At 71.4% G+C, this 22,868-nt stretch carries 27 protein-coding genes and 2 tRNA genes; 7 read left to right on the plus strand and 22 right to left on the minus strand.

Annotated features, from left to right (window positions below):
• Positions 1–164 precede the first annotated feature (164 nt).
• Together EDD28_RS11745 and EDD28_RS11750 are read right to left on the minus strand one after the other, a co-directional pair.
• Entirely contained in the window at positions 165–1,826 is a 1,662-nt protein-coding gene (locus EDD28_RS11745) for an N-acyl-D-amino-acid deacylase family protein (protein WP_123739760.1), read from the minus strand.
• A gap of 23 nt (positions 1,827–1,849) precedes the next feature.
• Positions 1,850–3,190, minus strand: coding sequence for a type III PLP-dependent enzyme domain-containing protein (locus EDD28_RS11750; RefSeq protein WP_123739761.1), 1,341 nt, complete (start codon positions 3,188–3,190; stop codon positions 1,850–1,852).
• A 52-nt stretch (positions 3,191–3,242) separates the two neighbouring features.
• Between EDD28_RS11750 and EDD28_RS11755 the strand changes: the two genes are divergently transcribed.
• On the plus strand, positions 3,243–4,004 hold the full coding sequence (locus EDD28_RS11755) for a helix-turn-helix transcriptional regulator (protein WP_170169451.1): 762 nt from the start codon (positions 3,243–3,245) through the stop codon (positions 4,002–4,004).
• Entirely contained in the window at positions 4,001–4,405 is a 405-nt protein-coding gene (locus tag EDD28_RS11760) for a RidA family protein (protein WP_123739763.1), read from the plus strand. Before EDD28_RS11755 ends, EDD28_RS11760 begins: the two co-directional genes overlap by 4 nt.
• 162 nt (positions 4,406–4,567) lie before the next feature.
• On the opposite strand, the gene EDD28_RS11765 is transcribed toward EDD28_RS11760, so the two are convergent.
• Positions 4,568–4,641 (minus strand) — tRNA-Pro (locus EDD28_RS11765).
• Between the two features lie 124 nt (positions 4,642–4,765).
• Between EDD28_RS11765 and EDD28_RS11770 the strand changes: the two genes are divergently transcribed.
• Positions 4,766–4,839 (plus strand) — tRNA-Gly (locus tag EDD28_RS11770).
• 140 nt (positions 4,840–4,979) lie between these two features.
• On the opposite strand, the gene EDD28_RS11775 is transcribed toward EDD28_RS11770, so the two are convergent.
• Positions 4,980–5,276, minus strand: a complete 297-nt coding sequence (locus EDD28_RS11775) for a hypothetical protein (RefSeq protein ID WP_148059604.1) — start codon at positions 5,274–5,276, stop codon at positions 4,980–4,982.
• Between the two features lie 475 nt (positions 5,277–5,751).
• Between EDD28_RS11775 and EDD28_RS17395 the strand changes: the two genes are divergently transcribed.
• From EDD28_RS17395 to EDD28_RS11785, 3 genes are all read left to right on the plus strand, one after another.
• The gene (locus EDD28_RS17395; protein WP_170169452.1) at positions 5,752–5,922 is read left to right on the plus strand and encodes a hypothetical protein; all 171 of its coding nucleotides are present in this window, start codon (positions 5,752–5,754) and stop codon (positions 5,920–5,922) included.
• Between the two features lie 79 nt (positions 5,923–6,001).
• A complete protein-coding gene (locus EDD28_RS11780) occupies positions 6,002–6,454 on the plus strand; it encodes a helix-turn-helix domain-containing protein (RefSeq protein ID WP_211339175.1) in 453 nt (150 codons plus the stop codon).
• On the plus strand, positions 6,451–7,029 hold the full coding sequence (locus EDD28_RS11785) for a helix-turn-helix domain-containing protein (protein ID WP_123739766.1): 579 nt from the start codon (positions 6,451–6,453) through the stop codon (positions 7,027–7,029). Before EDD28_RS11780 ends, EDD28_RS11785 begins: the two co-directional genes overlap by 4 nt.
• Before the next feature lie 146 nt (positions 7,030–7,175).
• Here the strand turns inward: EDD28_RS11785 and EDD28_RS18200 are convergent, their stop codons facing one another.
• The 14 genes from EDD28_RS18200 to EDD28_RS11850 all read right to left on the minus strand — a co-directional run bounded on the left by EDD28_RS18200 (position 7,176) and on the right by EDD28_RS11850 (position 19,825).
• Positions 7,176–8,027, minus strand: coding sequence for an NUMOD4 motif-containing HNH endonuclease (locus tag EDD28_RS18200; RefSeq protein WP_211339176.1), 852 nt, complete (start codon positions 8,025–8,027; stop codon positions 7,176–7,178).
• Between the two features lie 2 nt (positions 8,028–8,029).
• On the minus strand, positions 8,030–8,272 hold the full coding sequence (locus EDD28_RS11795; protein WP_123739767.1) for a holin: 243 nt from the start codon (positions 8,270–8,272) through the stop codon (positions 8,030–8,032).
• Between the two features lie 137 nt (positions 8,273–8,409).
• Positions 8,410–8,721 carry a hypothetical protein gene (locus tag EDD28_RS11800; protein WP_123739768.1) on the minus strand — a complete coding sequence of 104 codons (312 nt, stop codon included), beginning with the start codon at positions 8,719–8,721 and terminating at the stop codon, positions 8,410–8,412.
• On the minus strand, positions 8,718–9,149 hold the full coding sequence (locus tag EDD28_RS11805) for a hypothetical protein (protein WP_123739769.1): 432 nt from the start codon (positions 9,147–9,149) through the stop codon (positions 8,718–8,720). The genes EDD28_RS11800 and EDD28_RS11805 overlap by 4 nt, the downstream gene beginning before the upstream one ends.
• A gap of 5 nt (positions 9,150–9,154) precedes the next feature.
• Positions 9,155–10,450, minus strand: a complete 1,296-nt coding sequence (locus tag EDD28_RS11810) for a M15 family metallopeptidase (RefSeq protein WP_123739770.1) — start codon at positions 10,448–10,450, stop codon at positions 9,155–9,157.
• Complete coding sequence (locus tag EDD28_RS18095; protein ID WP_281272558.1) at positions 10,447–10,578, minus strand: hypothetical protein; 132 nt, start codon at positions 10,576–10,578, stop codon at positions 10,447–10,449. Before EDD28_RS18095 ends, EDD28_RS11810 begins: the two co-directional genes overlap by 4 nt.
• Before the next feature lie 81 nt (positions 10,579–10,659).
• Positions 10,660–12,489, minus strand: coding sequence for an endonuclease/exonuclease/phosphatase family protein (locus EDD28_RS17710; protein WP_211339177.1), 1,830 nt, complete (start codon positions 12,487–12,489; stop codon positions 10,660–10,662).
• A gap of 13 nt (positions 12,490–12,502) precedes the next feature.
• Positions 12,503–15,298: a hypothetical protein gene (locus tag EDD28_RS11820; RefSeq protein ID WP_148059605.1), complete on the minus strand. Its 2,796-nt coding sequence runs from the start codon at positions 15,296–15,298 to the stop codon at positions 12,503–12,505.
• Positions 15,298–16,005 carry a hypothetical protein gene (locus EDD28_RS11825; protein WP_123739772.1) on the minus strand — a complete coding sequence of 236 codons (708 nt, stop codon included), beginning with the start codon at positions 16,003–16,005 and terminating at the stop codon, positions 15,298–15,300. Before EDD28_RS11825 ends, EDD28_RS11820 begins: the two co-directional genes overlap by 1 nt.
• Entirely contained in the window at positions 15,999–17,669 is a 1,671-nt protein-coding gene (locus tag EDD28_RS11830) for a hypothetical protein (RefSeq protein WP_123739773.1), read from the minus strand. The genes EDD28_RS11825 and EDD28_RS11830 overlap by 7 nt, the downstream gene beginning before the upstream one ends.
• A gap of 420 nt (positions 17,670–18,089) precedes the next feature.
• Entirely contained in the window at positions 18,090–18,395 is a 306-nt protein-coding gene (locus tag EDD28_RS11835) for a hypothetical protein (protein WP_148059606.1), read from the minus strand.
• 87 nt (positions 18,396–18,482) lie between these two features.
• On the minus strand, positions 18,483–19,058 hold the full coding sequence (locus EDD28_RS11840; RefSeq protein WP_123739775.1) for a phage tail tube protein: 576 nt from the start codon (positions 19,056–19,058) through the stop codon (positions 18,483–18,485).
• 75 nt (positions 19,059–19,133) lie between these two features.
• Positions 19,134–19,544 carry a hypothetical protein gene (locus EDD28_RS11845; protein WP_123739776.1) on the minus strand — a complete coding sequence of 137 codons (411 nt, stop codon included), beginning with the start codon at positions 19,542–19,544 and terminating at the stop codon, positions 19,134–19,136.
• Positions 19,541–19,825, minus strand: a complete 285-nt coding sequence (locus EDD28_RS11850) for an HK97 gp10 family phage protein (RefSeq protein ID WP_123739777.1) — start codon at positions 19,823–19,825, stop codon at positions 19,541–19,543. Before EDD28_RS11850 ends, EDD28_RS11845 begins: the two co-directional genes overlap by 4 nt.
• 392 nt (positions 19,826–20,217) lie before the next feature.
• On the opposite strand from EDD28_RS11850, the gene EDD28_RS11855 reads away from it, so the two are divergent.
• A complete protein-coding gene (locus EDD28_RS11855) occupies positions 20,218–20,520 on the plus strand; it encodes a hypothetical protein (protein WP_123739778.1) in 303 nt (100 codons plus the stop codon).
• Between the two features lie 45 nt (positions 20,521–20,565).
• Here the strand turns inward: EDD28_RS11855 and EDD28_RS11860 are convergent, their stop codons facing one another.
• From EDD28_RS11860 to EDD28_RS11875, 4 genes are read right to left on the minus strand one after another with little or no spacing between them, the layout of a single operon-like run.
• Positions 20,566–20,955 carry a Gp19/Gp15/Gp42 family protein gene (locus EDD28_RS11860; RefSeq protein ID WP_123739779.1) on the minus strand — a complete coding sequence of 130 codons (390 nt, stop codon included), beginning with the start codon at positions 20,953–20,955 and terminating at the stop codon, positions 20,566–20,568.
• A gap of 15 nt (positions 20,956–20,970) precedes the next feature.
• Positions 20,971–21,309: a hypothetical protein gene (locus tag EDD28_RS11865; RefSeq protein WP_123739780.1), complete on the minus strand. Its 339-nt coding sequence runs from the start codon at positions 21,307–21,309 to the stop codon at positions 20,971–20,973.
• On the minus strand, positions 21,309–22,223 hold the full coding sequence (locus tag EDD28_RS11870; RefSeq protein WP_123739781.1) for a phage major capsid protein: 915 nt from the start codon (positions 22,221–22,223) through the stop codon (positions 21,309–21,311). Before EDD28_RS11870 ends, EDD28_RS11865 begins: the two co-directional genes overlap by 1 nt.
• 12 nt (positions 22,224–22,235) lie before the next feature.
• Positions 22,236–22,808 (minus strand): hypothetical protein, encoded by a 573-nt coding sequence (locus EDD28_RS11875; RefSeq protein WP_123739782.1) that lies wholly within the window; start codon positions 22,806–22,808, stop codon positions 22,236–22,238.
• Positions 22,809–22,868 lie beyond the last annotated feature (60 nt).

A 22,868-nucleotide genomic window follows, 5' to 3' on the forward strand; every position in this document is an offset into this window, starting at 1 on the left:
ACCCGCGCCTCGTGCGCCGACGAGGTCGGAACGCGTCGCGGTTGCCGCGACAACTATAACCACGCGAGCGGCTGATTGTCGGCCGGAGTTATGCGTTCTCGCGCTCCGCGAACGACGCCCGGCCGGCGGTGTCCGACCGGGTGGGGTCGGCCCGGAGGGTCGGCTCAGCCGACGACGTCGCCCGTCGCGTCGCGCCGCAGCGCGCGGCCGCTGCGCGAGCCGGTCCGCCGGCCGTCGTCGATCGCCGCGACACCGCCGACGAAGACGTACGGGATCCCCTCGGGGACCGAGCGCGGCTGCTCGAACGTCGCCGTGTCGCGGACCCGGTCCGGGTCGAGCACGACGAGGTCGGCGATCGCGCCCACGCGGACGACGCCGCGGTCGACGAGCCGCAGCCGGCGGGCCGCGCGGGACGTCAGGTGCTCGACGCACTCCTCGAGGCCGAGCAGCCCCAGCTCGCGGGAGTACCGCGCGAGGTAGCGCGGGAACGTGCCCCAGGCCCGCGGGTGCGGCCGGTCCCCGACGAGGATGCCGTCGCTGCCGGCCAGGTGGGCCCGGTGGCGCATGACGAGCCGGACGTTCTCCTCGTGGCCGACGTGCTGGAGGATCGTCGTCGCGAGCTGGTCCCGCACGAGCAGGTCGAGGAACACGTCGGTGCCCGACCCGCCCTGCTCCCGCGCCAGGTCGGCGATCGTCCGCCCGACGGTGTCCGTCAACCCGGGGTCGGTGACGCCGCTGACCTGGATCGTCGCCCAGTCGACGGTGAGGCCGTGGCAGCCGTCGGTGCCGGCGACCTCGACGTCGTGACGGATGCGCTCGCGTGCCTCGGGGTCGGCCAGGCGCGCCAGCAGCTCCTCCGGCCCGCCCGAGGCCGACCAGCTCGGCAGCAGCGCCGCGAGCGTCGTGCTGCCCGGAAGGTAGGGGTAGCTGTCCAGCGTGATGTCGAGGCCCTCGTCCAGGGCGGCGTCGACCAGCGCGAGCAGCTCGCCGGCCCGTCCGACGTTCTCCTCGAAGTTCATCGTGGCGTGGGTGAGGTGGACCGGGCAGCCGGTCGCCCGGGCGAGGTCGATCATCTCGGCGTAGGCGTCCAGGGCCCCGCGGCCGTAGGAGCGGGTGTGCGGGCTGTAGTAGCCCCCGTGCTCCGCGACCACCCGCAGCAGCGCCGCGAGCTCGGCCGTGTCCGCGTACATCCCGGGCGGGTAGGTGAGCCCGCTCGACATGCCGGCCGCGCCCTCGCGCATCGACCGGGCGAGGACGGCGCACATCTCCTCGATCTCGGCCGGCGTCGCCGGTCGGTCGTCGGCGCCGACGACGAGGAGGCGCAGCGTGCCCTGCGGGACGAGGTAGACGGCGTTCACGGCGATGCCGTCGCGGTCGAGGCGGTCCAGGTAGCCCCCGACGGTCCGCCAGGACAGGTCGAGGTCGGCGGGGTTGCCGTTCCACCCCGCGATCTGCCGCCGGACCTGGGCGAGCGTCGCGTCGTCCACGGGCGCGTAGGACAGGCCGTCCTGGCCGAGGACCTCGGTGGTGACACCCTGCGCGACCTTCGCCAGGTGATCCGGGTCGGTCAGGAGCGGCAGGTCGGAGTGGGCGTGCATGTCGATGAACCCGGGTGTGACGACGTGTCCGGAGACGTCGATCCGCCGCTCGGCCGCTCGGTCGGCGAGGTCGCCGATGGCGACGATCCGCCCGTCGGCGATCGCGACGTCGGCGCGACGGCGCGGCGCCCCGGTCCCGTCGACGACCTCGCCGCCGAGGAGGAGGACGTCGACCGGGCGCGCGATGGCCGGTGCGCGCGTGCTGATCGTGTCGGTCGTGCCGGTCATCGTGACTCGCTGGCTCGGGGCGGCTAGAAGTAGGTCGCGACGGCGTCGACGACGACCGGGTCGTCGGCCGCGGCGTCCTCGACGAGCGGGACGAGCCGCCACTTGTCGAAGGCCGTGCACGGGTGGGAGAGCCCGAGCCGGACGACGCTGCCGACGGGAAGGGCGTCGCGCGCCGCCGGGCCGAGGTGGAGGAAGGCGTGCTGGTCGTTGAGCGCCGTGATCCGGGCGCCGGCGAGCGCGGCCTCGCTCGCCTCGCGACCGAGGCCGAGGACGCGCTGCGGCACCGGGAGCCCCTCGTCGAACGGGAGGTCGCGCTTGCCGCCGTCGAGCAGGGCCAGGCCGGGCTCCGGGCGGGAGACGACGCGGACGAACGCGTGCATCGCGGAGCTGAGGCGGGGTGCGTCGGCGTTCGTGTCATTCCGGGAGACGCCGGTGGCGCCGCCGTCGAGCGGTGAGATGCCGCGGTAGAACCCGTCGTCGTGCGCGATGTACGCCCCCGAGCGGAGCACGACGGACGTCGGCGTGCCGCGCTCGCCGGCCGGGTCGACCAGCGGGCCCAGCTCGTCCGCCACGACGTCGAGGTACGCGCTCCCGCCCTCGGTGACGACGACGCGGTCGGTCTCGTAGAGCCCCTCGGCGAGCAGCGTCCCGTGCAGCGTCGCGACGTCGGCGAGGTAGCCGCGCACGGCCGCGAGAGCGGCGTCGGACCGGTCGTGCGCGAGCGCGCCCTCGTACCCGCCGCAGCCGGCCAGGCGCAGCGAGGGGGAGGCGACGACGGCGCGCGCGACGTCGAGGGCGGCGGCGACGCCTCGCGCGCCGGTCCGGCCCCCGGTCGCGCCGAGCTCGACGACGACGTCCTGCGGCCGGACGGCCCCCGCCGCCCGGCGGACGTCCGCGAGCAGCCGCACGGCCTCGACCGAGTCGACCCAGCTCGCGAGGGCGAGGTCCGGGTCGGCGTCGAGCTCCGCCGCGATCCACCGGATGCCGGCGGGGTCGACGAGCGTGTTGGCGAGCATGATCGACCGGATGCCGGCGGCGCGGGCGACCTGGACCTGCCACGGCGTCGCGAGCGTGATCGCGACGGCGCCGCGGTCGAGCATCCGCCGCCACAGGGTCGGGGACATCGTGGTCTTCCCGTGGGGCGCGAGGTCGAGGCCGCGCTCGGCGGTCCAGCGGCGCACGGCGTCGAGGTTCGCGTCGACGACGCCCGTGTCGAGGGTGAGCAGCGGCGTGCTGAACTCGGCCAGCGTCGGGCGCCGTGCGCCCAGCTCGCCGACGGTGGTGCCCCAGGTGCCCGCGGGGAACCCCTTGTGCCGAGGGCCGATCACGACGTCGTGATCGGCGGTGAGGGCTGGTGCGGCCATGTCTCTAGTTAACTCTAGGTTCAGAAGGTTGACTACCCGTACAGTGAAGGTGATGAGCGAGAACCGCCCCACCGTCGAGACGATCGAGGAGCTGCACGCGCAGCTGCGACCCGTCATGCGCGCCGTCGCGGCCGCCGTCGGCCCAACGTGCGAGGTCGTCCTGCACGACCTCACGCACCGCGCGATGGAGCGCACCATCGTCGACATCGTCAACGGTCACGTGAGCGGGCGGCGGGTCGGGGGCCCGTCGACCAACCTCGGGCTGATCGCGCTGGCCGACGAGGGGCGCGACCACGACGCGTACGGCTACCCCGGCCGGACGGCCGACGGGCGGGACCTGAGCTGCTCGACCGTGTACTACCGCAACGCGCGGGGCTCGATCATCGGGGCGCTCTGCCTCAACGTCGACCTCACCCAGCTCCAGGCGGCGCAGGCCAGCATCGCCGCGCTGCTGCCGACGCGCCCGGCGCCCGAGGGCGGTCAGCCCGGCCGGCCGGGCGAGGTCGAGGTCGTCGGGTCGGGCATCGAGCAGGTCCTCGAGGCGATGATCTCGGAGGCGATCGACGCGGTCGGCCAGCCCGTCGCCGTCATGCGCAAGCCCGCGCGGCTCGAGGTGGTCCGGCTGCTGGAGACGCGCGGCGCGTTCCACGTGCGTCAGGCGGTCGAGCGGGTCGCCGAGCGCCTCGGCGTCTCCCGCGTCACCGCGTACGGCTACCTCGACACGGTCCGCCAGTCCTCGGCCTCGGCCGGTCCCGAGCCCACGCCCAGTCCCAGTCCCAGTCCCGTTCCCAGCTCCCAGAAGGAAGAGTCATGACCGAGAAGACCGCCATCCTCAGCCCGCACGCACCGGCGCCCGCGCACACGTTCTCCCAGGGCGTGCGGCGGGGGCCGTTCCTCCAGGTGTCCGGCCAGGGACCCGTCGACGCCGCGACGAACGAGTACCTCCACCCCGGGGACGTGGCGGCGCAGACCACCCTGACGCTGCGCAACGTCCTGGCCGTCGTCGAGGCCGGCGGGGGGACGTTCGACGACCTCGTCATGGTCCGCGTCTACCTCACGACGCGCGAGCACTTCGCGACGATGAACGACGCCTACGCCGCGTTCGTCCAGGAGCACTCGACGACGGGGGTCCTGCCGTCCCGGACGACGGTGATGACGGGGCTGCCGCGCGAGGAGATGCTGATCGAGATCGACGCGCTCGCCGTCCTGGACTGAGACGCCCGGTCGGGGCGACGGGGTGACAGGAACCGTCGCTCGGACCGGCTCGTCCCGAGTTCCTGTCGCCCCTCCTGCGTCGGGGTGACAGGAACCGTCGCTCGGACCGGCTCGTCCCTCACCGGGCCGAGCTCCTCCCGGCATCCTGTCGCCCCTCCTGCGTCGGGGTGACAGGATTTGAACCTGCGACCCTCCGCTCCCAAAGCGGATGCGCTACCAAGCTGCGCTACACCCCGGCGCGACCCGGTGGTTCTGGACCGGTCGGGTCACGGCACGCCAGTCTACGGCGCGCTGGCCCCGGTCGCGGCTCGGCTAGAATCGACACCGCGCGCCTCCCGGCCGACCGGTCGGAGTGCCCGCGCGGATGTAGCTCAATGGTAGAGCCTCTGCCTTCCAAGCAGATGGTGCGGGTTCGATTCCCGTCATCCGCTCCAAGTACGACGGTAGGGCGCAGGCCCGGGATTGCAGCGATCCCGGGCCTTTCGCTTGCTCCGGGGACTCGCCTCCGGATGGCCCTGGTCTACACATTGGTCTACACATTTCAGGCGATACCGCCGCGATACCGACACGGCTCTCACGCCCTCGTGACGGCGTTGGCCCAGACCCAGGTGGTGCCCTGTCGTCCGTGCACGTCGATGTAGACGACCTGGACCTGTCGTGGGGTCCAGGCGACGGCGAGGCCGTCGCAGTGCTGCCAGGCCGTGCGGCCGGCGTCGATCCAGACCCTGACTGGGACGGGCTTGTCGGGGGTGGTGACGCGCTCGTCGATGCGGGCCTGGAGCGGGACGCCGCGGACGCTGTCCCACGGCGGGACGGGCTCGCGGGCGGGCTCGTCCGTCTCAGGCGGCTGCGGGTCCTCTTCGTCGGGCATGTCCGCGTCCTCCTTTCGGGTCGGCGAGTTCGGCCGGCCACGCATCCCGGTCAGCTCGTCGGCGAAACCGGACGGCGCGCGCGACGTCGGCGCGGGGTAGCCAGGAGTTGCGTTTGCGGCCGGTGCGGGTCTCCCACTCCACGAGGACCAGGGACTCGGTGCGTCGGACCGCGCGGCCGGGGCGGACCTCGATCCGGCCGGGCCACACGAGTCGGGCGACCACGAGCGGGTCGCGGGAGCCTGGGTACTCCCGCAGCTCACGGTCGGCTGGTGGGTTGCGTGCATTCAGGGGGGCGAGGGGTTCGGGTTCGGGGGTCATGGGGTCGAGTGTGCGCCGGGGGTCCGACATTGAGGCTGGTCTCAGAGTGTGAGATTCTGCCTGACGGGACTAGGTGCCCCACAAACCGTGGGGTAGAGTAGTTGTCACGAGGTCAGGGGATCAGCCCCAGACCACCGGGTCCACACGGAGGACACCATGACCACGATCCGCACTCTCGCCGCCGAGTACGACGCTCAGCCCTACGAGATCGCCGCGACGCTCGACCTGGGCCGCGACTACGACGAGACCGCAGAGATCGCCCCGGCTGACGAGCAGTGGATGCGCGAGGCCCTCGACGCCGCAGCCGAGGCCGCCGACAACGCCTGACGCACGAACAGCGCCCCATCCGCACGACCGGCGGGTGGGGCGCTGCGCTACCACGAGAGGACGAGGCATGGATGAGCGGATGACAGCCGGGGAGTTGCAGACCGTCAGGGAGTACCTCGGTCTGACGACTGACGCGCTCGCCGGCATCCTGGGTGTGCGACCCGACACCGTGCGCCGGTGGGAGTCCGGCCGTGACCCTATCCCGCACCGTGTGCGGGAGGAGGTCGAGGAGGTCGAGGCATTCACGGCCTCCATCGCCGGGGAGGTCGTCGCGGCGCTCCATGACCAGGCGACCCCGGCCGTGCTGGTGTACCGGACGGACCGGGAGATGCACGCCGCACGTCCCGACACGGCGCACCTGACCGCCCGCTGGTGGCGCCACGTGGTCGCCCGCGCCGCTCACGAGATCCCCGGGCTCGTGATCGCCGGCGCCGGAGACATTCGTGGGCGAACGCGAGGAGGCTCGGCCCGGGTGGGCGACTTCTTCGTCGGCCCCGGAGGTCCGAGCCCTCGCAGCCACGCGACGCCATGAGCGTCGACGACCGCCTGACGTGCGAGCTGTGTGGTCGCCGGTACGCGAACCTCGGTGGGCACGTGGTCCGCTCGCATGCCATGACGGTGCGCGAGTACCAGCTCATGCACGGCCTACCTGTGTCGCGGGGCCTGGTCTCGGACTCCCTGCGCGCCAGGCACGCGGCGCGGCAGCGGCGGATCATGGCCGGCCCCGAGGGCGAGCGGCTCCAGGCGGGCATCGCAGACAAGGCGGGCGCGGCGGCCGTGCGCGATCCCGAGGTGATGCGCCGTGCCGCGGTCGCTCGAGCGCCCCAGGCGGCCCCGAAGATCGCCGCGACCCTCCGCGCGAAGGTCCCGCCGCTGGTGTGCGTGGTGTGCGGGCGGGAGCATCGGCCCGGCGACCGGCGGACCCTGACCTGCTCACCCGAGTGCCGCTCGACCTGGCAGGCACAGCGGGTGGCTCGGGGGCCACGCGACCCCGACCGGGTCGCTCGGATGCGGGCCATGCGCGAGGCGGGCGCCTCCTACGCCGAGATCGGCCGCGCCTACGGCATCACCGGCCAGACCGTCCGCCACCACCTCACCCAGGCGTGACAAGAGCCCCCGCCCCACCATGACGGTGGAGCGGGGGCGCCTAAAGCGCGAACGACGCCCCCACCACCTCGCGATGAGGTGGTGGGGGCGTCGTCGTGTGCTGGGGTCGGATGCCGCAGGGGGCGGCGGCACCCGACCCTTCGAGGCTAGCCGTGGTCGGTGCAGCACGCGAGGGCAGCGGACCGCGAGGCGTAGACGGAGGTGCTCAGCCTTCGATCGACTCCGGCCATGATGTCCGCGTACTTCTCGTCGGCGGCAGAGACGCTGAACGGGCGCCGAGCGTGTCGAGCGCTACTGCGCTCCCGGTGGCAGGCTCGACATGCGCGACGCCCGTGCTTTCGCCATGTGGACTCAACCAGGTTCGGCGGGGCGAGCCGGTGACCGTGGAGGCATGCCACCTGGTAGCCGGTCTCATCGTGCGTCTCTCCAACTTCGGCGCGGATCATGGCGAGAGCGACGTCTGCCTGACTTGCATCGAAGTCGCTTCCGAAGTGGCTCGCCCTGGCTCTCTCGCGATGACATGCCCGGCACTGGCGATGTCCATGCTTCCACCAGGTCGATGGCACCAAGTTGGGCCACTCAAGCGGGTGGCCCAAGGGGCACGTGGTGCGACGAGCCTGCCTGTTGCGGCCGTGCCTCACGGCGTCGTGCATGTTCTCGGAGTGGGTTCCCCAGTACAGGTTGGGCAGCGCGTTGTTCGTCGGGTTGCCGTCCCTGTGGCAGGCCTCCGCACCCTCGGGTTCGGGTCCAACGAATGCGAGCAGAACCAGACGGTGCACGGTCCTAGTGGAGCGCCCCCGGTCGCGATACAGGCTCACCATGGGGTAGCCGCCCTTCGCGATCGACGGTCGCAGGACGCGACCCCTCTGCGGCGCCCCTGCGGCACTGAGGCGGTCCAGCGACCTGACTCGACCGCGGTCGCTCACCTCGTAGAGTCCCTCGTAGCCGACGACGGGCAGCCACGTCTCGGGCGTCGGCACGACCACAGGGGTGACCATGGTCAGTCGCCCACGGACGAGGCGGCCGTCTCGGTGTCGTCGACCTCGGGGAGTCCGCCGAGGCTGGTGAGGACCGAGAGGATGCCGGCGAGCGCGGCGGCGGACGCGACGCCGGGCCAGGCGATGTCGGTCACGCCGACGGCGGTGGTGCCGATGAGCGCGACCGCGGTCTGCGCCGCGGTCTTGAGAGCGCGGACCCCGGCGGCGGCGTACCAGCGGGGACGGACGAGGGCGTGCTTGGGCATGGCGGGGTTCCTCCTGGTGCAGATCGGGTTGGAGCGTGCGCGGAAACTTCCAACTCACCGGGTGCCGCGGTTGAAAGTTGGGGCCGCATCTTCTAGTTCGGGGTCGACTAGAAGATGAGTAGGAGTGGGGCTTGCGGTCAGGCGGTGGTGGGGCGGGGGCGTGGTGGTGGGCCCTCGCCGCGGTAGATCTGGTCGACGAGCTGGCGCGAGTAGTCCTGCTCGACCGCGAGCTGGGCCTCGACCCTGTCCAGGCGCAGGCGCAGCGCGGTGATCTCCTCCTGCATCTGGTCGATGAGGGCGTCGCGGTCGGCGACGGTGTCGCGGCGCTCGGTGGAGTGGCGGGCGTGGACCCCGGCGCGGGCGTCGGCGATGGCCTTGGTGCCCTGCCAGATGATCCCGGCGAGGGCAGCGACGAGCGCGACGATGGTGCCCCAGTGCTCGAGGTTCACCCGCGCGCCCCCGTCCGCACCTTGTGGGCTGCGACCTCTCGGGAGCGGATCGACCAGAGCTGGACGTAGCGCAGCGTCAGGCTGAGGGCCATGGTGCTGATCGCGCCGGCCTGCGCGAGTCGTGTCGGGGCGTCGCCCACGATGTCCCAGACCGTGATCGCGTACACCACGGTGGCCCCGATGAGGGCGATCAGCCAGACCCACTCCCACCGGTAGCGGCGGGTCGCTGCCCCGTACAGGCACCCCAGGGCGCCAGCGACGGCGAGCACGCCCCACGCGTCGGTCAGCCACGGCGGCATCCGTGCGCTGATCGTGGTCGGGGTGAGCAGCACAGCGCCGGCGCCCATGACCAGGGCCATGGTGTAGACCCCGACCAGGACACCGTAGGAGACCCTGCGCGCCCACGGCGGCGCGGTTACGTACGGCATGCGGGTCAGCTCACGTCCGGCTTCGCGGGAATGCCGAGCGCGCGGACCGTCTTGGGGCCGACGACGCGGTCGGGCTTCGGCCCGAAGCGGGCCGGGTTGGCCTTCTGCGCCTGGTAGACGGCGTTGTCGGTGACCGCACCGTAGTCGCCGTCGACCACGAGCTTCGGGGCGACGGCCTTCCACCGGTTGAGGGCGGTCTGGAGCTGGCGGACCCACGCCTCCCAGCGGAGCGACTTGGACCCCTTGACGCCGTCCTCGACCAGGCCGGCCTTCCCGTAGCGGTTGGCGCGCTGCTGCCAGGCCAGGACCTTCGGGTCGCGCGCCTGCTGGGTGGGCGCGCTCGGCGCGGGCTTCGACGGTGCGGGCGCGGGCGGGGCCGCGGGTACGTACGGCGCCGCGCCGGGCGTCACGTCGAAGGTGCGGAAGTCGATCTCGGGGTTGCGTGTGGCGCCGCGCGCGGTCCACACCTCGAAGTGCAGGTGGTAGCCGGTCGTGACGCCGGACAGGTCGGTGACACCGAGTCGGTCCCCGACCCCTACGTTGTCGCCGATCTTGAGCCCGGCATCGGCGGTGACATGGCCGTAGAGCTGACGCTCCCCGTCCGGGTTGCGGACCACGACGCCATTGCCGGAGCGTCCCGGCGCGAGCACCGCGCCGATGGAGGCGGACTGGCCGCGTGCTCGTCCGCGCACGATCCGCTCGACCGTGCCGGCGAACGCCGCCCGCACCGTGCGGGAGACGCCACCGCCGGCGATGTCGAGCCCGGCGTGGAAGCCACCCGAGCGGGAGCCGTAGCGGCTGGAGACGTACCCCTGGACGGGACTGGTCATGCGGGGCGCGGCCATGGCGCCACCTCCTAGAGTCTGGGCGAACGTCGCGAGGACGGCGGGGCTGGCGGCGATCTCGAAGTGCATCTCGTCGAGCTCCGCCGGCGACCAGTCCCCTCCCCACCGCAGGACGGGGTAACGGACCAGGAGCGCGCGGATCGCCACCTTCTGCGCGGCGGTGTAGGTCGAGCGGAACTCGGGGCGGCGGGAAGCGTTGAGGTCCACAGCGGTCCCGGAGGCGTGGTTGGACCAGCGATCCGAGCCGTGCTGCTTGCGGGGGGCGTACCCCCAGGAGTCGGCCTTCACGATCGGCTCGACCTCGCGCGCGAAGTCCGCGCAGAACGCACCCAGCACGGCCGCGACATCGCCGGCCAAGACGTTGCCTCGGCCGGCGACCGCGTCCAGGGTCCCGAGCGCGGGGTCGCCGTAGTCCGGCACGACGGCCCACCCGTTCGGGGTGATCGGCGCGCTCACGCCCCCGGCTCCACCTGGTCGTGGTCAGGCTCGGTGCCCTGGTCGCCGACCTCCTCGGCCGGGACCTCGGTCAGGTCCAGGTCGGTCAGGTCGACACCAGGGACGGTCGCGGGATCGGTGGAGGCCATGGGGTGGCTCCTCTCGTGTGGTGGCATGACGGAGCCCCCGCGCCTGGTGGTGCGGGGGCTGGGTGAGCGGTGCAGCGGGAGTTAGCCGCGGGGGATGTTGAGGCCGTCGAGGTAGATGTAGCGGTAGTCGCCGGCCTTGAGGCGGACGCTGCCGTCGGGGTGGATCCCGACGAGCGCGGGCGCGACCCAGGTCGTGGCGCCGTAGGACGCGACGGGGACCATGCTCTCCTCGCCGACAGCGGCCGGGGACGGGCGGGCCCAGTCCGGCAGGACGACCATGACTGCGTTCGCGGCCGGAGCGCTCGCCCGAGAGAGCACCCCCCGCCCGAGGATCTGCTCATTCCGTACCCGGACCTGAGGCCGCTCCTCCCCAGCCGCCGCCACGAACGCGTTCTGGAAGGTGTCGAGGTACTGCCAGCCGGTGTCGTAGCCGGCGACGGGCGGCAGCTTGTTCGTGACGGCGATCGTAGCCGTGAGCAGGTGGTGGTCGCTCTGCGCAGCGGTCGCGATCGGGAGGGTGGCTGCCCAGATCCCGCCCGTGAGGTACTCACCGTGGCGCAGCCACATGGTGTCCAACCACTCGTTCTGGCTGTTCCCTGCGTCGGTCCAGGGCGGGTTGGCCTTCCAGTTGTGCCAGGTGGGCCACTCCGGGCGCCGCACGCCGGGGCAGTCCAGCTTCAGGTTCTTGAAGATCCCGCCGCCGCTCATCCGGGTCACGGGCTGGCCGTAGGTCGCGCCGTAGTCGTTCATGTCGACCCCGAGCACCGTGGTGCACCGGTACCGGTCCGCGATCGCCTTGAGCCGGGCGTGGGTGTCGGAGGCCTGGGTGTTGCGGGTGGCGCCGTTGTCGGGGTGCCAGTGGTCGGCGGCCGCGACGATGTTGACCCCGGTCGCGACGTGGCTCAGCAGCAGCCACACCATGTTCCGCTCGGCCCAGGCAGAGGGCTCCTTGCCCCCGACCCCGGTCCAGACCCACACGGCCTCGTCGTAGGCGACGCCGCAGCGTGAGCCCATCGTGACCGCCCGCCACCGCCCCGAGGAGCCGGGCGCGGTGTTCAGGGCGGCGACGAGCTCGGGCCACTGGTCCGCGGCCAGGCCGGGATAGTCCGACTCCTGGAAGGCCAGGACGTCCACACCGGCCGCGATGACGGACGCGGCGAGACCGGCCTTGCGCCCGGCCCACGGGTGGTCGGTTCCGCCGGCGTAGTAGATGTTCCACTGCCCGAACCGCAGCACGACCTTGGGGTCGAGAACGTCGCGGACCATCACCTCGGCCGCGGCACGGGTCGCCGACCCGGCGTCGTCCAGGAGGGTAGCGACCATCGAGTCGGTCGGCGCCTGCGCGTCCGCGGCGGCCTGCTCGGCCGCCGCCCTGGCCGCCTCCGCGGCCGCCTTCGCGGTCTGCGCTGCGGTCGCCGCGGGGACCGCAGCGCTCGACGCCGTCTCGGCCGCGGTCTTCGCGCTCTCGGCTGCGGTGCGGGCGGTCTGCGCGCCCGTGCGGGCCGTCTCCGCCGCGGTCTGCGCCGCCTGCGCCTGGGCGCGCGCCGTTTCGGCCGCGGTCTTGGCCGCGGTGGCCGTAGACGCTGCCGGCACCGCCGCCGCAGCCGCTGCCTCGGCTGCCGTCGCGGACGTGGTCGCGGTCTCGACCGCGTCGTCCAGGATGCCCTGGTACTCCGGCGTCAGCCCACCAGCCGGGCCACGGGGACCGACCGGACCAGTCGGCCCCTGCGGACCCACCGGCCCCGGCTCACCCTGCACCCCCTGGACGCCGTCCGCGCCGTCAACACCAGCAGGACCAGCCGGCCCAGCCAGACCCTGGGGCCCCTCAGCGCCCTCAGCACCGTCCAGGCCGGGCGCCCCCGGGGGGCCCTGCTCGCCCTGCGGGCCAGGAACCAGCTCGATCTCAGGCATGCGTCGTCTCCGATCACGGTGGGATAGTCGGGGGTGCCGGCAGGTTCGTGCCGGGGTGGAGGCTGTTGATCGCACTGCGCAGCGACCCGGTGTAGGCGGCGAGTGCGGCGACGGCATCGCGGAGCGTGCTGAGCGCCGACGCGAGGTTGTTCACGGACGAGACCGACGCCTTCCCCGACATCTGCGAGGACAGCCCCGAGATCGCCGACTCCGCCGCGTTCATCCGGCCCAGCAGGGGCCAGAGGGTGTCGATCCAGCCCGCGTGGTCGTTCAGCTTGCCCTCCGCCGCGACGATCCTGTCGCCGGCGTTGTTGATCCGCTGGTTCAGGGTCGGCCACCCGCCACGGGCGCCGACGACCTCACCCTCCACCGCGCCGATCCGGGAGCCCAGCCCTGTCGAGACGCCGTCCATCCCGGTCAGCCGGGACCCGAGCGAGCCGTGCGTACCGCGCGCCGTGGAGACCTCACTCTCCACCGCGATGATCCGGTCGCCAGCGTTGTTGATGCGGCCGTTCAGCGTGGGCCACCCGCCACGGGCGCCGACGACCTCGCCCTCGACCGCGCCGATCCGAGTGCCCTGGGACTGCGTGAGGTCCTGCAGCGACAGGATCCAGGAGTCGTGCTGCCACCCCTTCTGCTGGCTGGAGTTCGACTCCCCGAAAAGCTCGTCGATCCACCCGAGCAACTGGCCGATCACCCCGTCCTGCGCGGCCTTGTCCGCCTCGGCCTTCTCGGCCCACGAGGAGATGTTGTCGCCGCCCTCCTTGGCGCGGCGCACCTCCTCCTCGAGGTTCTCGACCCGGTCGCGGACGCGGCCGATCTCCCGGGAGTGCTGCCGGCCGAGCTGCTCCTGCTCGGCCATCTGCCGCGCGTACTCAGCCTGCGCCTCGGCGTACTCGCGGGCCTTCTGCTCCGCCTCGGTCCGCGCCTGCTCCAGCCGTGCCCGGCGGCGCGCCTCAGCGGCGGCCTCCTGGCGTGCCTTCTCGGCTGCGGCCTCGGCGGCGGAGATCCGCCGCCCGAGGTCCTGGTCGCCGGCGCGGCGCTGCTGGTCCTGACGCCACTGATCCAGCTCGACGTCGGCGCCCGACGCCTTCTCCTGCTCGAGCGTGTCGAGCCGACCGTCCTGGATCGCCTGTTCGGAGTCGGTCACCTGATCCGACTCCTCTAGCGAGTCCAGGCGCGAGTCCTGCCCGTCGTCCCGCGCCGCGTTCTCGTCGGCCCGAGTACCAAGCTCGTCGACACTGTCGCGGAGATTGCCCCAGATGTGCGCCCGGTCCAGCTCCCCGTAGGACATCGCCAGGAACTCGATCGACGCCCAGTCGGACGTCAGTCCAGCGCTGTTGACGGCACGCACCATTGGGCGAACCGAGTGTCCCGGGGATGAGAACGCCGCGTCCATCGACGAGGCATCCGCGCCGAGGCTGACGATCCCGAGCTGGCTCTTCCCGTGATCCAGCACCCACTGGACGTCGAAGCCCGCCAGATCGGTCAGCGGGCTGCCATCAACGTTGGTCGTCGGCGCAACCCAGGAGAACGTCACCTCGCTGCGCGCGGCATAGTCGCCGGGAGCGACCCCCACCCGCTCGTCGACGGTCAGCATGGTCGGCGGGCTGGGTGCGGGAGGCAGGGCGAACAGCCCGCCGAGGGCGAGCCCGCCGAGCGCGCCGCGAGTGCCGGCCGCATTGCTCGCGAGCGTCGGGGGCCAGGGGAAGCGCTCCTCCGGGTCCGCGACCCGGATGACGACCTCGGCGACCTCATGGCCCGACGACGAGAACGTGACCTCGCCGACTCGCTGCACAGCGTCCCAGCCGGACGGTTGGGTCGACGTCCACGCGGCGACGATCCGGACGCTATCACCGGGCAGAATCCACCCTGCGAGCCGATCAGCGAAGCACTTCACCTCGGTCGGAGTGTCGCGCTGCTGGGCGGCGTCAACAACGCCTTGGGCGAGGCGAGCGATCTCCGCCGGGTCGGAGATCGAGGAGAAGAGCCGCTGACGCTCGACAGCAACCGCGTCCGCAAGCGGCTGACCGTCGGCGGTGGCGGTGACCTGGCCGGCGCCGACTCCGACGACACGCGATGCCCACCGAGAGTGGTCGACGCCGCGGCTGATCTGCATGACGGCACCCGCGCGAGCGCCGGGCCGACCCATTTTGAGCATCGCGGACTCGGGGGTGCGAGCGAGCACGGGGTGGCCCCACTCGACAGAGCGCAGCACCCTCGCGGGACGTCCGCCGTCTGTGGACCACTCGACGCTCGATCGCACGACCCAGTCGAAACCGTCCTCGACCGCCATGAGCGTGTGGAGGTTCTCCGCGACAGGCGTACCGGCTCGCATGTCGACGGTCCGGGTCACTCCTGACACCGCCGGCGGGATGGCGATCTGGACGCCCTGTCCGCCTGTGAACGCCTCGGCGAGCAGGGTCTGCGCGATGCTCAGCTGATCGTCCGTTGTGCTGAGCGCAGCGCTGAGCAGCCGCTGCTCCGGATACGCGGTCCACTCGCGTCCCATCACGGTGAGCACACCCGGGTCGTCGTCGTGGCGTTCCCAGATCAGCCACTCGCCGAGGAGGCGCTGGCCGTCGGTGACGAGCAGGACGCGACGGCCGGGCTCCGTCAGGTCGACGACGCGCGCGACGGCATCCTCGTCCATGCTCTCGCCGTCTGCGCGCAGCAGGTGGCCGACCGAGATCGAGGCGGTGCACTCGCCGCCCTCAAGGTGGCTTGACCAGTCGCCGCCGCCGGCGAGTCGCAGCTCACCCAGGACCTCGCCACTGAGCGCGTTCGCAGCCCAGACACGGATGCGCATCAGGCCCACGCCTCGAAATGACTCACCGTCACGGCGCCGTCTCCTGTCCATGTCGCGGTCACGCTGGCGCCGCCGGGCGGGACGACGACCTCGCGGCCCGTGGTTTCGACGTCCCAGCGAGCCCCCGCGCGCCACACTTCGCCGTCGCGCATGAAGACCTTTGCTGCCTGATCGGCGGGGATGTCGGCGGCGAGGCTCCAGGTGCCGCCAGGGTGTGTGACCGTGAGGGCTGCGACGGGGCCTGTGATGCTCAGCCTGGGCCACGACGTGGCGTCGCCCGGGTTCGCGAGGACTGCCGCCAGGCCAGACGTGAGCCCGAGTGGGGTCGGCCGGTAGCGCAGGGGGTCGTCGGCTCGCAGGTAGAGGGTGAATCCCCACGTCGCTCCGAGCCGCGTTGTGTTCATGTCGACGCGTCGCACGTCGCACTCAAGGCCGTCGATGGCGAGGGCGCCGCGTCGCGGTCGACGCAGCGCGGCGAGAGCGTCGTCCGCGTCTGGGCCGCTGGCGTCTATTACGCCCGAGACTTCGACCGTGCGAGCCCCCAGTCGCTCCCATAGCGAGACGGTCCCGTCTCCAGACCAGTGCTCGATCTCGGTCGTGGCATCGGGTGCGCCGTCATGCCATCCCTGGATGGATTCGACGATGTACGGGGTGCTCGGGTCAGGGTCGGTCGCGAGAGCGAGCCCGGCATAGGTGCAGGTCACCATGCTGCCGCCAGCCCATGGAGCGTGCGGTCGACTCGCCGTCCGACCTTCATCGCAACCTCGTTTGCGTCGACGCCATAGGCATTGATCTGGACCCGGCCACCTGCCGCGCTTGCTGGCACGCTGCCTCGCTGGGCGACCCCCGCCATGGGCACGACCGGAGGGGTGAGGGGAGTGCTCGCGATTGACGCCGCTAGCGACTGGACCTGCCCTACCACTGAGCCGCGGGAGGAGGCGATGCCGTCCTCCATGCCACGGCCGACGTTCTGGCCGATCTCCATGAAGACTCGACTGGGAGAGTGGATGCCGAGCGCGCCCGTGACGGCCCCCACGATGCCTCCAGCGAAATCGTCCGTGATCCAGCCGAGGAATGCGGCCCAGCCAGACTGGAGCCCCTCCCAGAACCCGTTGAGCGCCGCGACCCCTGCGTTCCACATGGCAGCCCCGAGCCCCGCAACCGCGTTCGCGATCTGCTGCGGCAGGCCGGCGATCCATGTGGTGAACTCGGTGAGCTTCTGGATCGCGCCGTCCTTGACGTTCCCCGCCCAGGCGACGATCCCCGCACCGATGCGGGTCAGGTCGGCCCAGCCACGGGAGAGCGCGGCAGTCACTGCGTCCCAGTTCTTCACCAGCAGGACGATCGCGGCGACGAGCGCGACGACCCCGACGACGATCCACGTGATGGGGTTCGCGAGGAGGGCCGCGGTGGACGCCGCGATCGAGGCGATCCACGAGACCATCGCGCCGACCAAAGCCCCGCCGATGACGGCGGCGAGGGCGCCGATGACCCACGTGTTCTCCGAGACCCAGTCGACGACCTTCTCAAGGATCGGGATGACGCTGGTGGAGATGAAGTCCAGCACCTTGACGTAGATCGGGAGGAGCTTCTCCCCGATGGTCGCCTGGAGGTTGTCGAACCGCGCGCGCTGTCGCTCCAGCTTCCCTGCGGCAGTATCGGACTCTCGACCGAACTGGCCCTGCGCCGCACTGGTCTGCTCCATCAGCATTGCGAGGACCGTCTGGGTTCTAGCGTTCTTTGCCGCCTCGCCCTCCAGGTCGCCGAGCCCCTGGGCGAGCATGCGAGCCTTGACGTCCGTCTCCATGATTCGCACGCCGAAGCGCTCGATCGGGTCCTGCTCGCCGCGCAGAAGGGCGGAGACGGCCGAGACGGCATCGGCGGTCGTTCCGCCGTAGGTTGCCGCGAGGTCCGCGCCCAGAGTGATGAGCGACTGCGTCTGTCCATTGAGGTCCTCGATGGACACGCCCATGTTCTTGAGCTGAGATCCGAGGATTGTCGCGAGGTTCGAGTAGGCCGTCTTTGACAGCCCGAGAGCCTGATCCGCCTGCGCCGCCCACTCGTGGATCTGCGCCGACGACGACCCGAAGACGGCGTCGACTCCGCCGATCGCCTGCTCGAGGTCGGAGGCTGCTGCGATCGCGCCCTTGATGTACGTCACGACGGCGGCGACTCCCATCGCCGGGACGATTGCCGCTGCCATCCCGCGCACCCGCCCGAGGAACCCGTCGCGGAAGCCCGCGCCCGCGGCACTCCCAGCGGTTTGTGACCCCTGGCGCACGGGACCATCGAGCTCACGCGCGATCGCGGAGCGACCGCCCTGAAAGCTCGGGATGATCGAGACGTACGCCTTGGCGACCTCACCAGCCACGGGATCACCTCCGCTTGATGAAGCGACCCCTCGCGTCGCGAGGTGGTCGAGATTTGGGCGCCCGGGCTCTGAGTGCCGCGAGGATCTCGGACTGCGGTCGGGTTGCTCTGCCGATCCGGGTCTTGTTCGGGTCTGGCCATGGGCGCGGCAGTGGCTCGTAGGGCCCCTTCTTGGGGTCCCAGTTCACAGCCCGCAGCGTGTCGAGGAGATCGAGTAGTGCGATCTCCTCGTGCGACACGGGCCGTTCCCACCCGGCCATCGCGGCGGCGACCCGAGAGGAAGGGTCCTCGCGGAGCTCAAGAAAGAGGGCCCACGCCTCGCGCCACGTCTGCGTCACACCGGGGGAGAACGGGATGTGAAACCGGCTGCGCCAGTCGTAGTCGAACTTGATGGAGTGCTCGTCGTACAGGCCGACGAGCGTCAGGAGTTTGGGAGGTCGACCCCAGTCATCCACTCCGAGATCACGTTGGCCGTGTCCAGCATCGGAAGCGAGTAGAGGGCGTCGAGCGTGACCTCGTCGACACCACATCGCTCCAGAAGGCGAAACTGGACGGCGAGCTGCGCCTGATCGTCGCCGAGGGCGATGTCACGGAGATCTCGACCGGTTGCGAGCGTGACCGACTCGTTCGGGTCGGGCAGCACGTAGGTCTTGCCGTCGACTCCTTGGAACTGGCCCGGCGGGAGCGCCTTGGTCTTGCGGTCCTGTGGTGCCTTGCGCGTGGGCATGCGCATGCCTCTCGTGTCGTTGTGGTCGCGGGAGGGTGGAGCACCCGCCCTGGCGTCCCGCGCGGAATCGCCAGGGCGGGGCGGACGTCAGGGCTCCGGCGTCTCGCCCGCGAGGGTCGAGTACCACTTCGTGGCCGAGCCGATCGCGCCCGTGACGGGGTCCGTGTGGTCGGCGTGCGGGTACGCCCGGATCGTGACCTCGTAACCGATCGCCTCGCCGTTGCGGTACACCTGCTCGCCCACCTCGGTGATCTCTCCCGATGCGACGTATGCGCGGATGAACGCGTCGCCGTCCACGATGTCGAAGCCGAACTTCTGCCGCCCACCCGTCGAGGATGGGACGATCTGGAGTGCGCCGTTGGCGTCGACCGTGGTCCCGTAGTAGAGCCCGACGGTCTCCTCCTTGGTCTCGATCAGGACCGTCTTGAAGGTCAGGCCGGCCTCGGTCACGACCTCGCGGACGACGTCGCCGTTCTGCCAGCCCTTGATCGTCTGGGTGGTGCGGTTGCGCGACTCGGTGACGCCGTTCTCGCTGGCGTATCCGAGATCGGACCAGCCAGACCCGTAGGAACTGTCGGCATCGGTCGGCTTGGCCGCCGACGCGCCGCCGATGTAGATGGCGCCCGTAACGGCCACCCGGACGTTGCTGGAGTTGAGGGTCATGTCGGCCCCTTTCTGTCGTGCGGCGAGGCCGCTGTGCCCGGCGGGTGGCCGGAGTCCTTGAAGGTGAGGTTCGCGTCAGAGGGAGTGGCCGCGGATTACGAGCTCGGCGGTCAGGTAGCGACGGGCGTGCCCGTCTTCGCCGGTGACGTCTGCCGGAAGGGTGGCCGTCGCACGCCGGACGGGGCCGATGCCGGCCATGCCGGAGACGATCGCCGACACGAGGTTGGCGAGGTCGGTCGCGTCGGCATCCGTCTCGGCCCATACGTTCAGGCCAAGTCGGGCCAGCCCGCGCACGTCTCCGATCCGACTTCCGCCGTCGCCTCGTACGATCACCATGCGTGGGTCACGGCGCGTCGATCCGTCGGGATCAGCGGGGGTCGCGTTTGACACCCACACGTTGGAGGCGAACGGCTCGGCGCGCGTGGCGAGAGACGCGCGGACGTGGGCGACGGTGAGCGCGACAACGTCGGGCAGCACGATGCTCATCGCCCACCTCCTGCGGCGCTCATCGCCTTCGCGAGGTTGCCGGTGCGCGCCTCTACCAGGTGGGCATGAGGTGCTGTGGCGACGACCCGAGCAACAGCCCGCCCGGTGTTGACGTCGACCACGTCGATGGAGTCGTGATACTCGCCCGTGACGTGGGGGGCTGCCGCTCGAGCCGCGCCAGCGACGCCCTCTGCGACCTCATGGAGAAACGCAGCGACGCCCGGATCGGAGAGCACCTCGAGCACTCCGGATGAGTTCAGAACCACCTTCGGCGCAGCCATCAGCCGGTCACTCGCCGGAGCTGGACGACCGCTCCGTCGGTCCGACGGCCAGGGTGGATCCACACGGCTGGGTCTCCCTCAACCGCGTAGACGAGGTCGCGCACCCGCACTCTGTCGCCTGACGAAAGATCCGGGAAGGCCCCTCGAAAGTACAGCGCCGGCTCGCTGATCACGGGAGCGCGCCCGGGCTCTCGGGATTCGCGGCTTCCGCCAGGGTCGAACAGGGCGGTCGGCAGCGGCTCGACGACGTCGGGCCCATGGATTGGGTTGCCGTACCGATCTGTGCCGGTTTGCCCGCCGGCGCGGACTCGCCAGACGGGCTCGCCGGATTCGGTGACTCTCACGAGAACCCCCCGTTTCGCTCGCCATGTGGTTACTGCCAGACTCTCGGGATGGATCAGGTGCAGGCCGCATGGGTGCGGAGCGCGGTGTCGGAGCATCCCGCTGCGAGGAAGTCGTTCGTGGACCCGCTGGTGATGGGGTTGGTGGTGCTTCCGGTTCTTGCGGGGGCGATCGGGTTCGTGGGCTGGCTGGTCTTGACGACTGGCGACGGCGGCCAGTTTCCGTTGGTTCTGTTCGGTGTCAGCGGGCTGCTAGCCCTCTGGGGGACGATCTCTCTGATCGTCGGTGCGTACCGTCTACTCTCCGCAGTGCAGGTGCATCTGCGTATCGGGCAGTACGGCGACATTCGCTAGCGCCAGGATTGCCGAGCTGCCGCGCCGCGCCAGGCGTAGATGCGCTCAACCACCGGCTGTCCTGTACATCGGGATGGTCGCCGCTTGCTGCCTGCCGTCGCCTCGGAGTCGCTTGATCTCGGGAGCGAGCAGGTACAGATCTCCCATCGGGTTGGCGTAGTTCCAGGAGTCCTGGAACGGGCCTGTGCCGTGCTGTTCCGATGAGACCCCGACGGTGGCGGCGGAGACCGCCATGGCGCGCTTGACCGCAGCGCAGGAGATCAGCCGTCGCAGCGAGAGGTCATGCTGCGACGGCTCCGCTGGGGGTACTGGCAGGGGAGCTGCCTCGTCGATCAGCACCGCGACGTCACCAAGGAGAACGTCCGCGCGAGCACGTTCATCGGAGTCGAGGGGCCGCCACCGCGACTCAAGGTCTTCGACCGTTGCGTATGCCATGACGGCCCCTCCCTCCTAGGCGATGTGCGATGCGACGAGGGCGCGGATCTCGCCCTGCTTCGCGTCTTCGGGGAACGGGACGTGGTTCGCGGTTGCGAACGCCGCCCATTCCCCCCGAGAGGCGTTCGCCCGCGGCGGCACGGGAGCCGTCACAGCGATCGCGTCCGGCTCGGTGGCCGGGGCGGTGTGCGCCGCCTCAGCCACGCCCTCGCCCGCAGGATCCTCGGGCACGGGAGCCGTCACGGCGATCGCGTCCGGCTCGGTGGGCCTCCAGCCGGCAGCGAGGAACGCGGCGAGACTCTCTGCCGGCACGCACACCTCGCCGCCGGACTGCGGCGACCGGAGCTTCACCATCAGCTCGGGGTGTTGCCGGTCAGCCGCACGAAGCGGTTGACGTCGCGGACTGCGAAGCCGACCTCGAACTCGACCCGGACCGCGAACATGTTCCGCTGCCACAGGTGGATCGCGGTGCCACCGTCGTTGAGCGTGGCCTGGTCGGAGATGCTGATGCTCAGCCCCTCGACGAAGCCCCACACGGCCGAGTCCCAGTCGCCCGCGATGCCGAGCGTCGCGGGGGTGCCCGGGCTCCCCGCGGTGCCGGGCTTGTAGGCGTGCGCCGTCTTCCAGGCCGGGCGGGCGAGCACCTGGCCGATGCTGCCCTGGTCGCGGATGGAGTCGATGAACAGGGGCCGACCCTGCTCGTCCTTGGCGCCCATCGCGGCGATCTCCGCCTGGACCGAGAGCGCCCAGCCGGTGACGTCCGACCCGCCGACCGTTGCCACGGACTCCAGGGCCGCGAGGAACTGGTCGTACTGGGTGCGGTTGGCTCCCGGGGTCGTGAGGGACACCGCCGGCGCGGACGCCAGCGTGTCGAACCCGGTGCCCGGCGACGCCTGGAACCCGAACGCGGTCTGGTCGAACGTCTTCGCGAGGACGCCCGGCAGGCGACCCACGAGGGCGTTGTACAGCGCCGGCAGGTCGCGCCGGAACTGGTTCGAGAACGGCTCGATCACCGCGAGCGTGTAGCCCTTGATGTTCTTCGTCCCGAACGTCGAGCGCGAGACGGGCTTCTCGTCGGTCTCCGAGACCCAGGTGGCGACCGGGTCGCCCGTGATGATCGGGACGTCCACACCCCCACCGGGCAGCTCGATGCGGCGAGCGCGCTGCTGCACGAACGACGCCTCCTGCGTCTTGGCCCAGATCTCCGCGGAGACCTCCTTGGGCAGCGTGATGCCGGACGTGGTCCGGTTGATGTCGATTCCAGCCATGGCTTCTTCCTCCTAGGAGAAGATCGGTCCGAGGGCGTCGGCGAACGCCTGCGCCGGCCCACCGAGAGGCTTGGTGGGCTGTGTGCCTTCGTCGGGCACATAGGGTCCGAGGGCCGCCTTCTTGACGGGCTCGGACGGGGTGATGAGCGGCTTGAGGGTCGCGGCGTGCGCCTCGATCTCCTCGCGGGTGGACCCGGCCAGGGCGACGGCGGGGACGCCGGTCTCGGTGGAGACCTCGGCCTTCCACGCGGCGACCTGCTTCTCGGCCTTGAGCGCGTCGCGCTCAGCCCGCGTCTCCGCGAGCTCCTTGGCCTGAGCCTCGGCGGCCTCGGCGCGCTTCTGCTCGTCCGACTTCGCGGCTTCCTCCAACTCAGCCAGCCGTGCGGCGGCGGCGGAGTTGGCCTTGGCCTGCGCCTCCCACTTCCGGGACTCGGCCTTGATGGCGGCGAGCTCGTCGCCCGCAGCGCGTGCGGCGTCTGCCTCGGCCTTGGCCTGTGCAGGCGTGAGCTGAGCGGGGGTGGGCTGGGTCGAAGCGGGCGTGACGTCGGCCGGGGCTGATGTCGGAGTGGCCGTGGTGTCGCTCATCTGTGTTGCCTCCCGTGCGGGATCGCCACGAAGCCCATGCGGGACGTCGCGGTGGTGGAT

Origin of the sequence: Salana multivorans (genome assembly GCF_003751805.1) — a bacterium.
Classification (GTDB): domain Bacteria; phylum Actinomycetota; class Actinomycetes; order Actinomycetales; family Beutenbergiaceae; genus Salana; species Salana multivorans.

What these genes read in the sequence shown, in the direction of transcription:
- EDD28_RS11745 (WP_123739760.1), bottom strand. Translation starts at nt 1,826, where the DNA reads ATGACCGGCACGACCGACACGATCAGCACGCGCGCACCGGCCATCGCG.
- EDD28_RS11750 (WP_123739761.1), bottom strand. Translation starts at nt 3,190, where the DNA reads ATGGCCGCACCAGCCCTCACCGCCGATCACGACGTCGTGATCGGCCCT.
- EDD28_RS11755 (WP_170169451.1), top strand. Translation starts at nt 3,243, where the DNA reads ATGAGCGAGAACCGCCCCACCGTCGAGACGATCGAGGAGCTGCACGCG.
- EDD28_RS11760 (WP_123739763.1), top strand. Translation starts at nt 4,001, where the DNA reads ATGACCGAGAAGACCGCCATCCTCAGCCCGCACGCACCGGCGCCCGCG.
- EDD28_RS11775 (WP_148059604.1), bottom strand. Translation starts at nt 5,276, where the DNA reads ATGCCCGACGAAGAGGACCCGCAGCCGCCTGAGACGGACGAGCCCGCC.
- EDD28_RS17395 (WP_170169452.1), top strand. Translation starts at nt 5,752, where the DNA reads ATGACCACGATCCGCACTCTCGCCGCCGAGTACGACGCTCAGCCCTAC.
- EDD28_RS11780 (WP_211339175.1), top strand. Translation starts at nt 6,002, where the DNA reads ATGACAGCCGGGGAGTTGCAGACCGTCAGGGAGTACCTCGGTCTGACG.
- EDD28_RS11785 (WP_123739766.1), top strand. Translation starts at nt 6,451, where the DNA reads ATGAGCGTCGACGACCGCCTGACGTGCGAGCTGTGTGGTCGCCGGTAC.
- EDD28_RS18200 (WP_211339176.1), bottom strand. Translation starts at nt 8,027, where the DNA reads ATGGTCACCCCTGTGGTCGTGCCGACGCCCGAGACGTGGCTGCCCGTC.
- EDD28_RS11795 (WP_123739767.1), bottom strand. Translation starts at nt 8,272, where the DNA reads ATGCCCAAGCACGCCCTCGTCCGTCCCCGCTGGTACGCCGCCGCCGGG.
- EDD28_RS11805 (WP_123739769.1), bottom strand. Translation starts at nt 9,149, where the DNA reads ATGCCGTACGTAACCGCGCCGCCGTGGGCGCGCAGGGTCTCCTACGGT.
- EDD28_RS18095 (WP_281272558.1), bottom strand. Translation starts at nt 10,578, where the DNA reads ATGGCCTCCACCGATCCCGCGACCGTCCCTGGTGTCGACCTGACCGAC.
- EDD28_RS17710 (WP_211339177.1), bottom strand. Translation starts at nt 12,489, where the DNA reads ATGCCTGAGATCGAGCTGGTTCCTGGCCCGCAGGGCGAGCAGGGCCCC.
- EDD28_RS11820 (WP_148059605.1), bottom strand. Translation starts at nt 15,298, where the DNA reads ATGCGCATCCGTGTCTGGGCTGCGAACGCGCTCAGTGGCGAGGTCCTG.
- EDD28_RS11825 (WP_123739772.1), bottom strand. Translation starts at nt 16,005, where the DNA reads ATGGTGACCTGCACCTATGCCGGGCTCGCTCTCGCGACCGACCCTGAC.
- EDD28_RS11835 (WP_148059606.1), bottom strand. Translation starts at nt 18,395, where the DNA reads ATGCCCACGCGCAAGGCACCACAGGACCGCAAGACCAAGGCGCTCCCG.
- EDD28_RS11840 (WP_123739775.1), bottom strand. Translation starts at nt 19,058, where the DNA reads ATGACCCTCAACTCCAGCAACGTCCGGGTGGCCGTTACGGGCGCCATC.
- EDD28_RS11845 (WP_123739776.1), bottom strand. Translation starts at nt 19,544, where the DNA reads ATGAGCATCGTGCTGCCCGACGTTGTCGCGCTCACCGTCGCCCACGTC.
- EDD28_RS11850 (WP_123739777.1), bottom strand. Translation starts at nt 19,825, where the DNA reads ATGGCTGCGCCGAAGGTGGTTCTGAACTCATCCGGAGTGCTCGAGGTG.
- EDD28_RS11855 (WP_123739778.1), top strand. Translation starts at nt 20,218, where the DNA reads ATGGATCAGGTGCAGGCCGCATGGGTGCGGAGCGCGGTGTCGGAGCAT.
- EDD28_RS11860 (WP_123739779.1), bottom strand. Translation starts at nt 20,955, where the DNA reads ATGGCATACGCAACGGTCGAAGACCTTGAGTCGCGGTGGCGGCCCCTC.
- EDD28_RS11865 (WP_123739780.1), bottom strand. Translation starts at nt 21,309, where the DNA reads ATGGTGAAGCTCCGGTCGCCGCAGTCCGGCGGCGAGGTGTGCGTGCCG.
- EDD28_RS11870 (WP_123739781.1), bottom strand. Translation starts at nt 22,223, where the DNA reads ATGGCTGGAATCGACATCAACCGGACCACGTCCGGCATCACGCTGCCC.
- EDD28_RS11875 (WP_123739782.1), bottom strand. Translation starts at nt 22,808, where the DNA reads ATGAGCGACACCACGGCCACTCCGACATCAGCCCCGGCCGACGTCACG.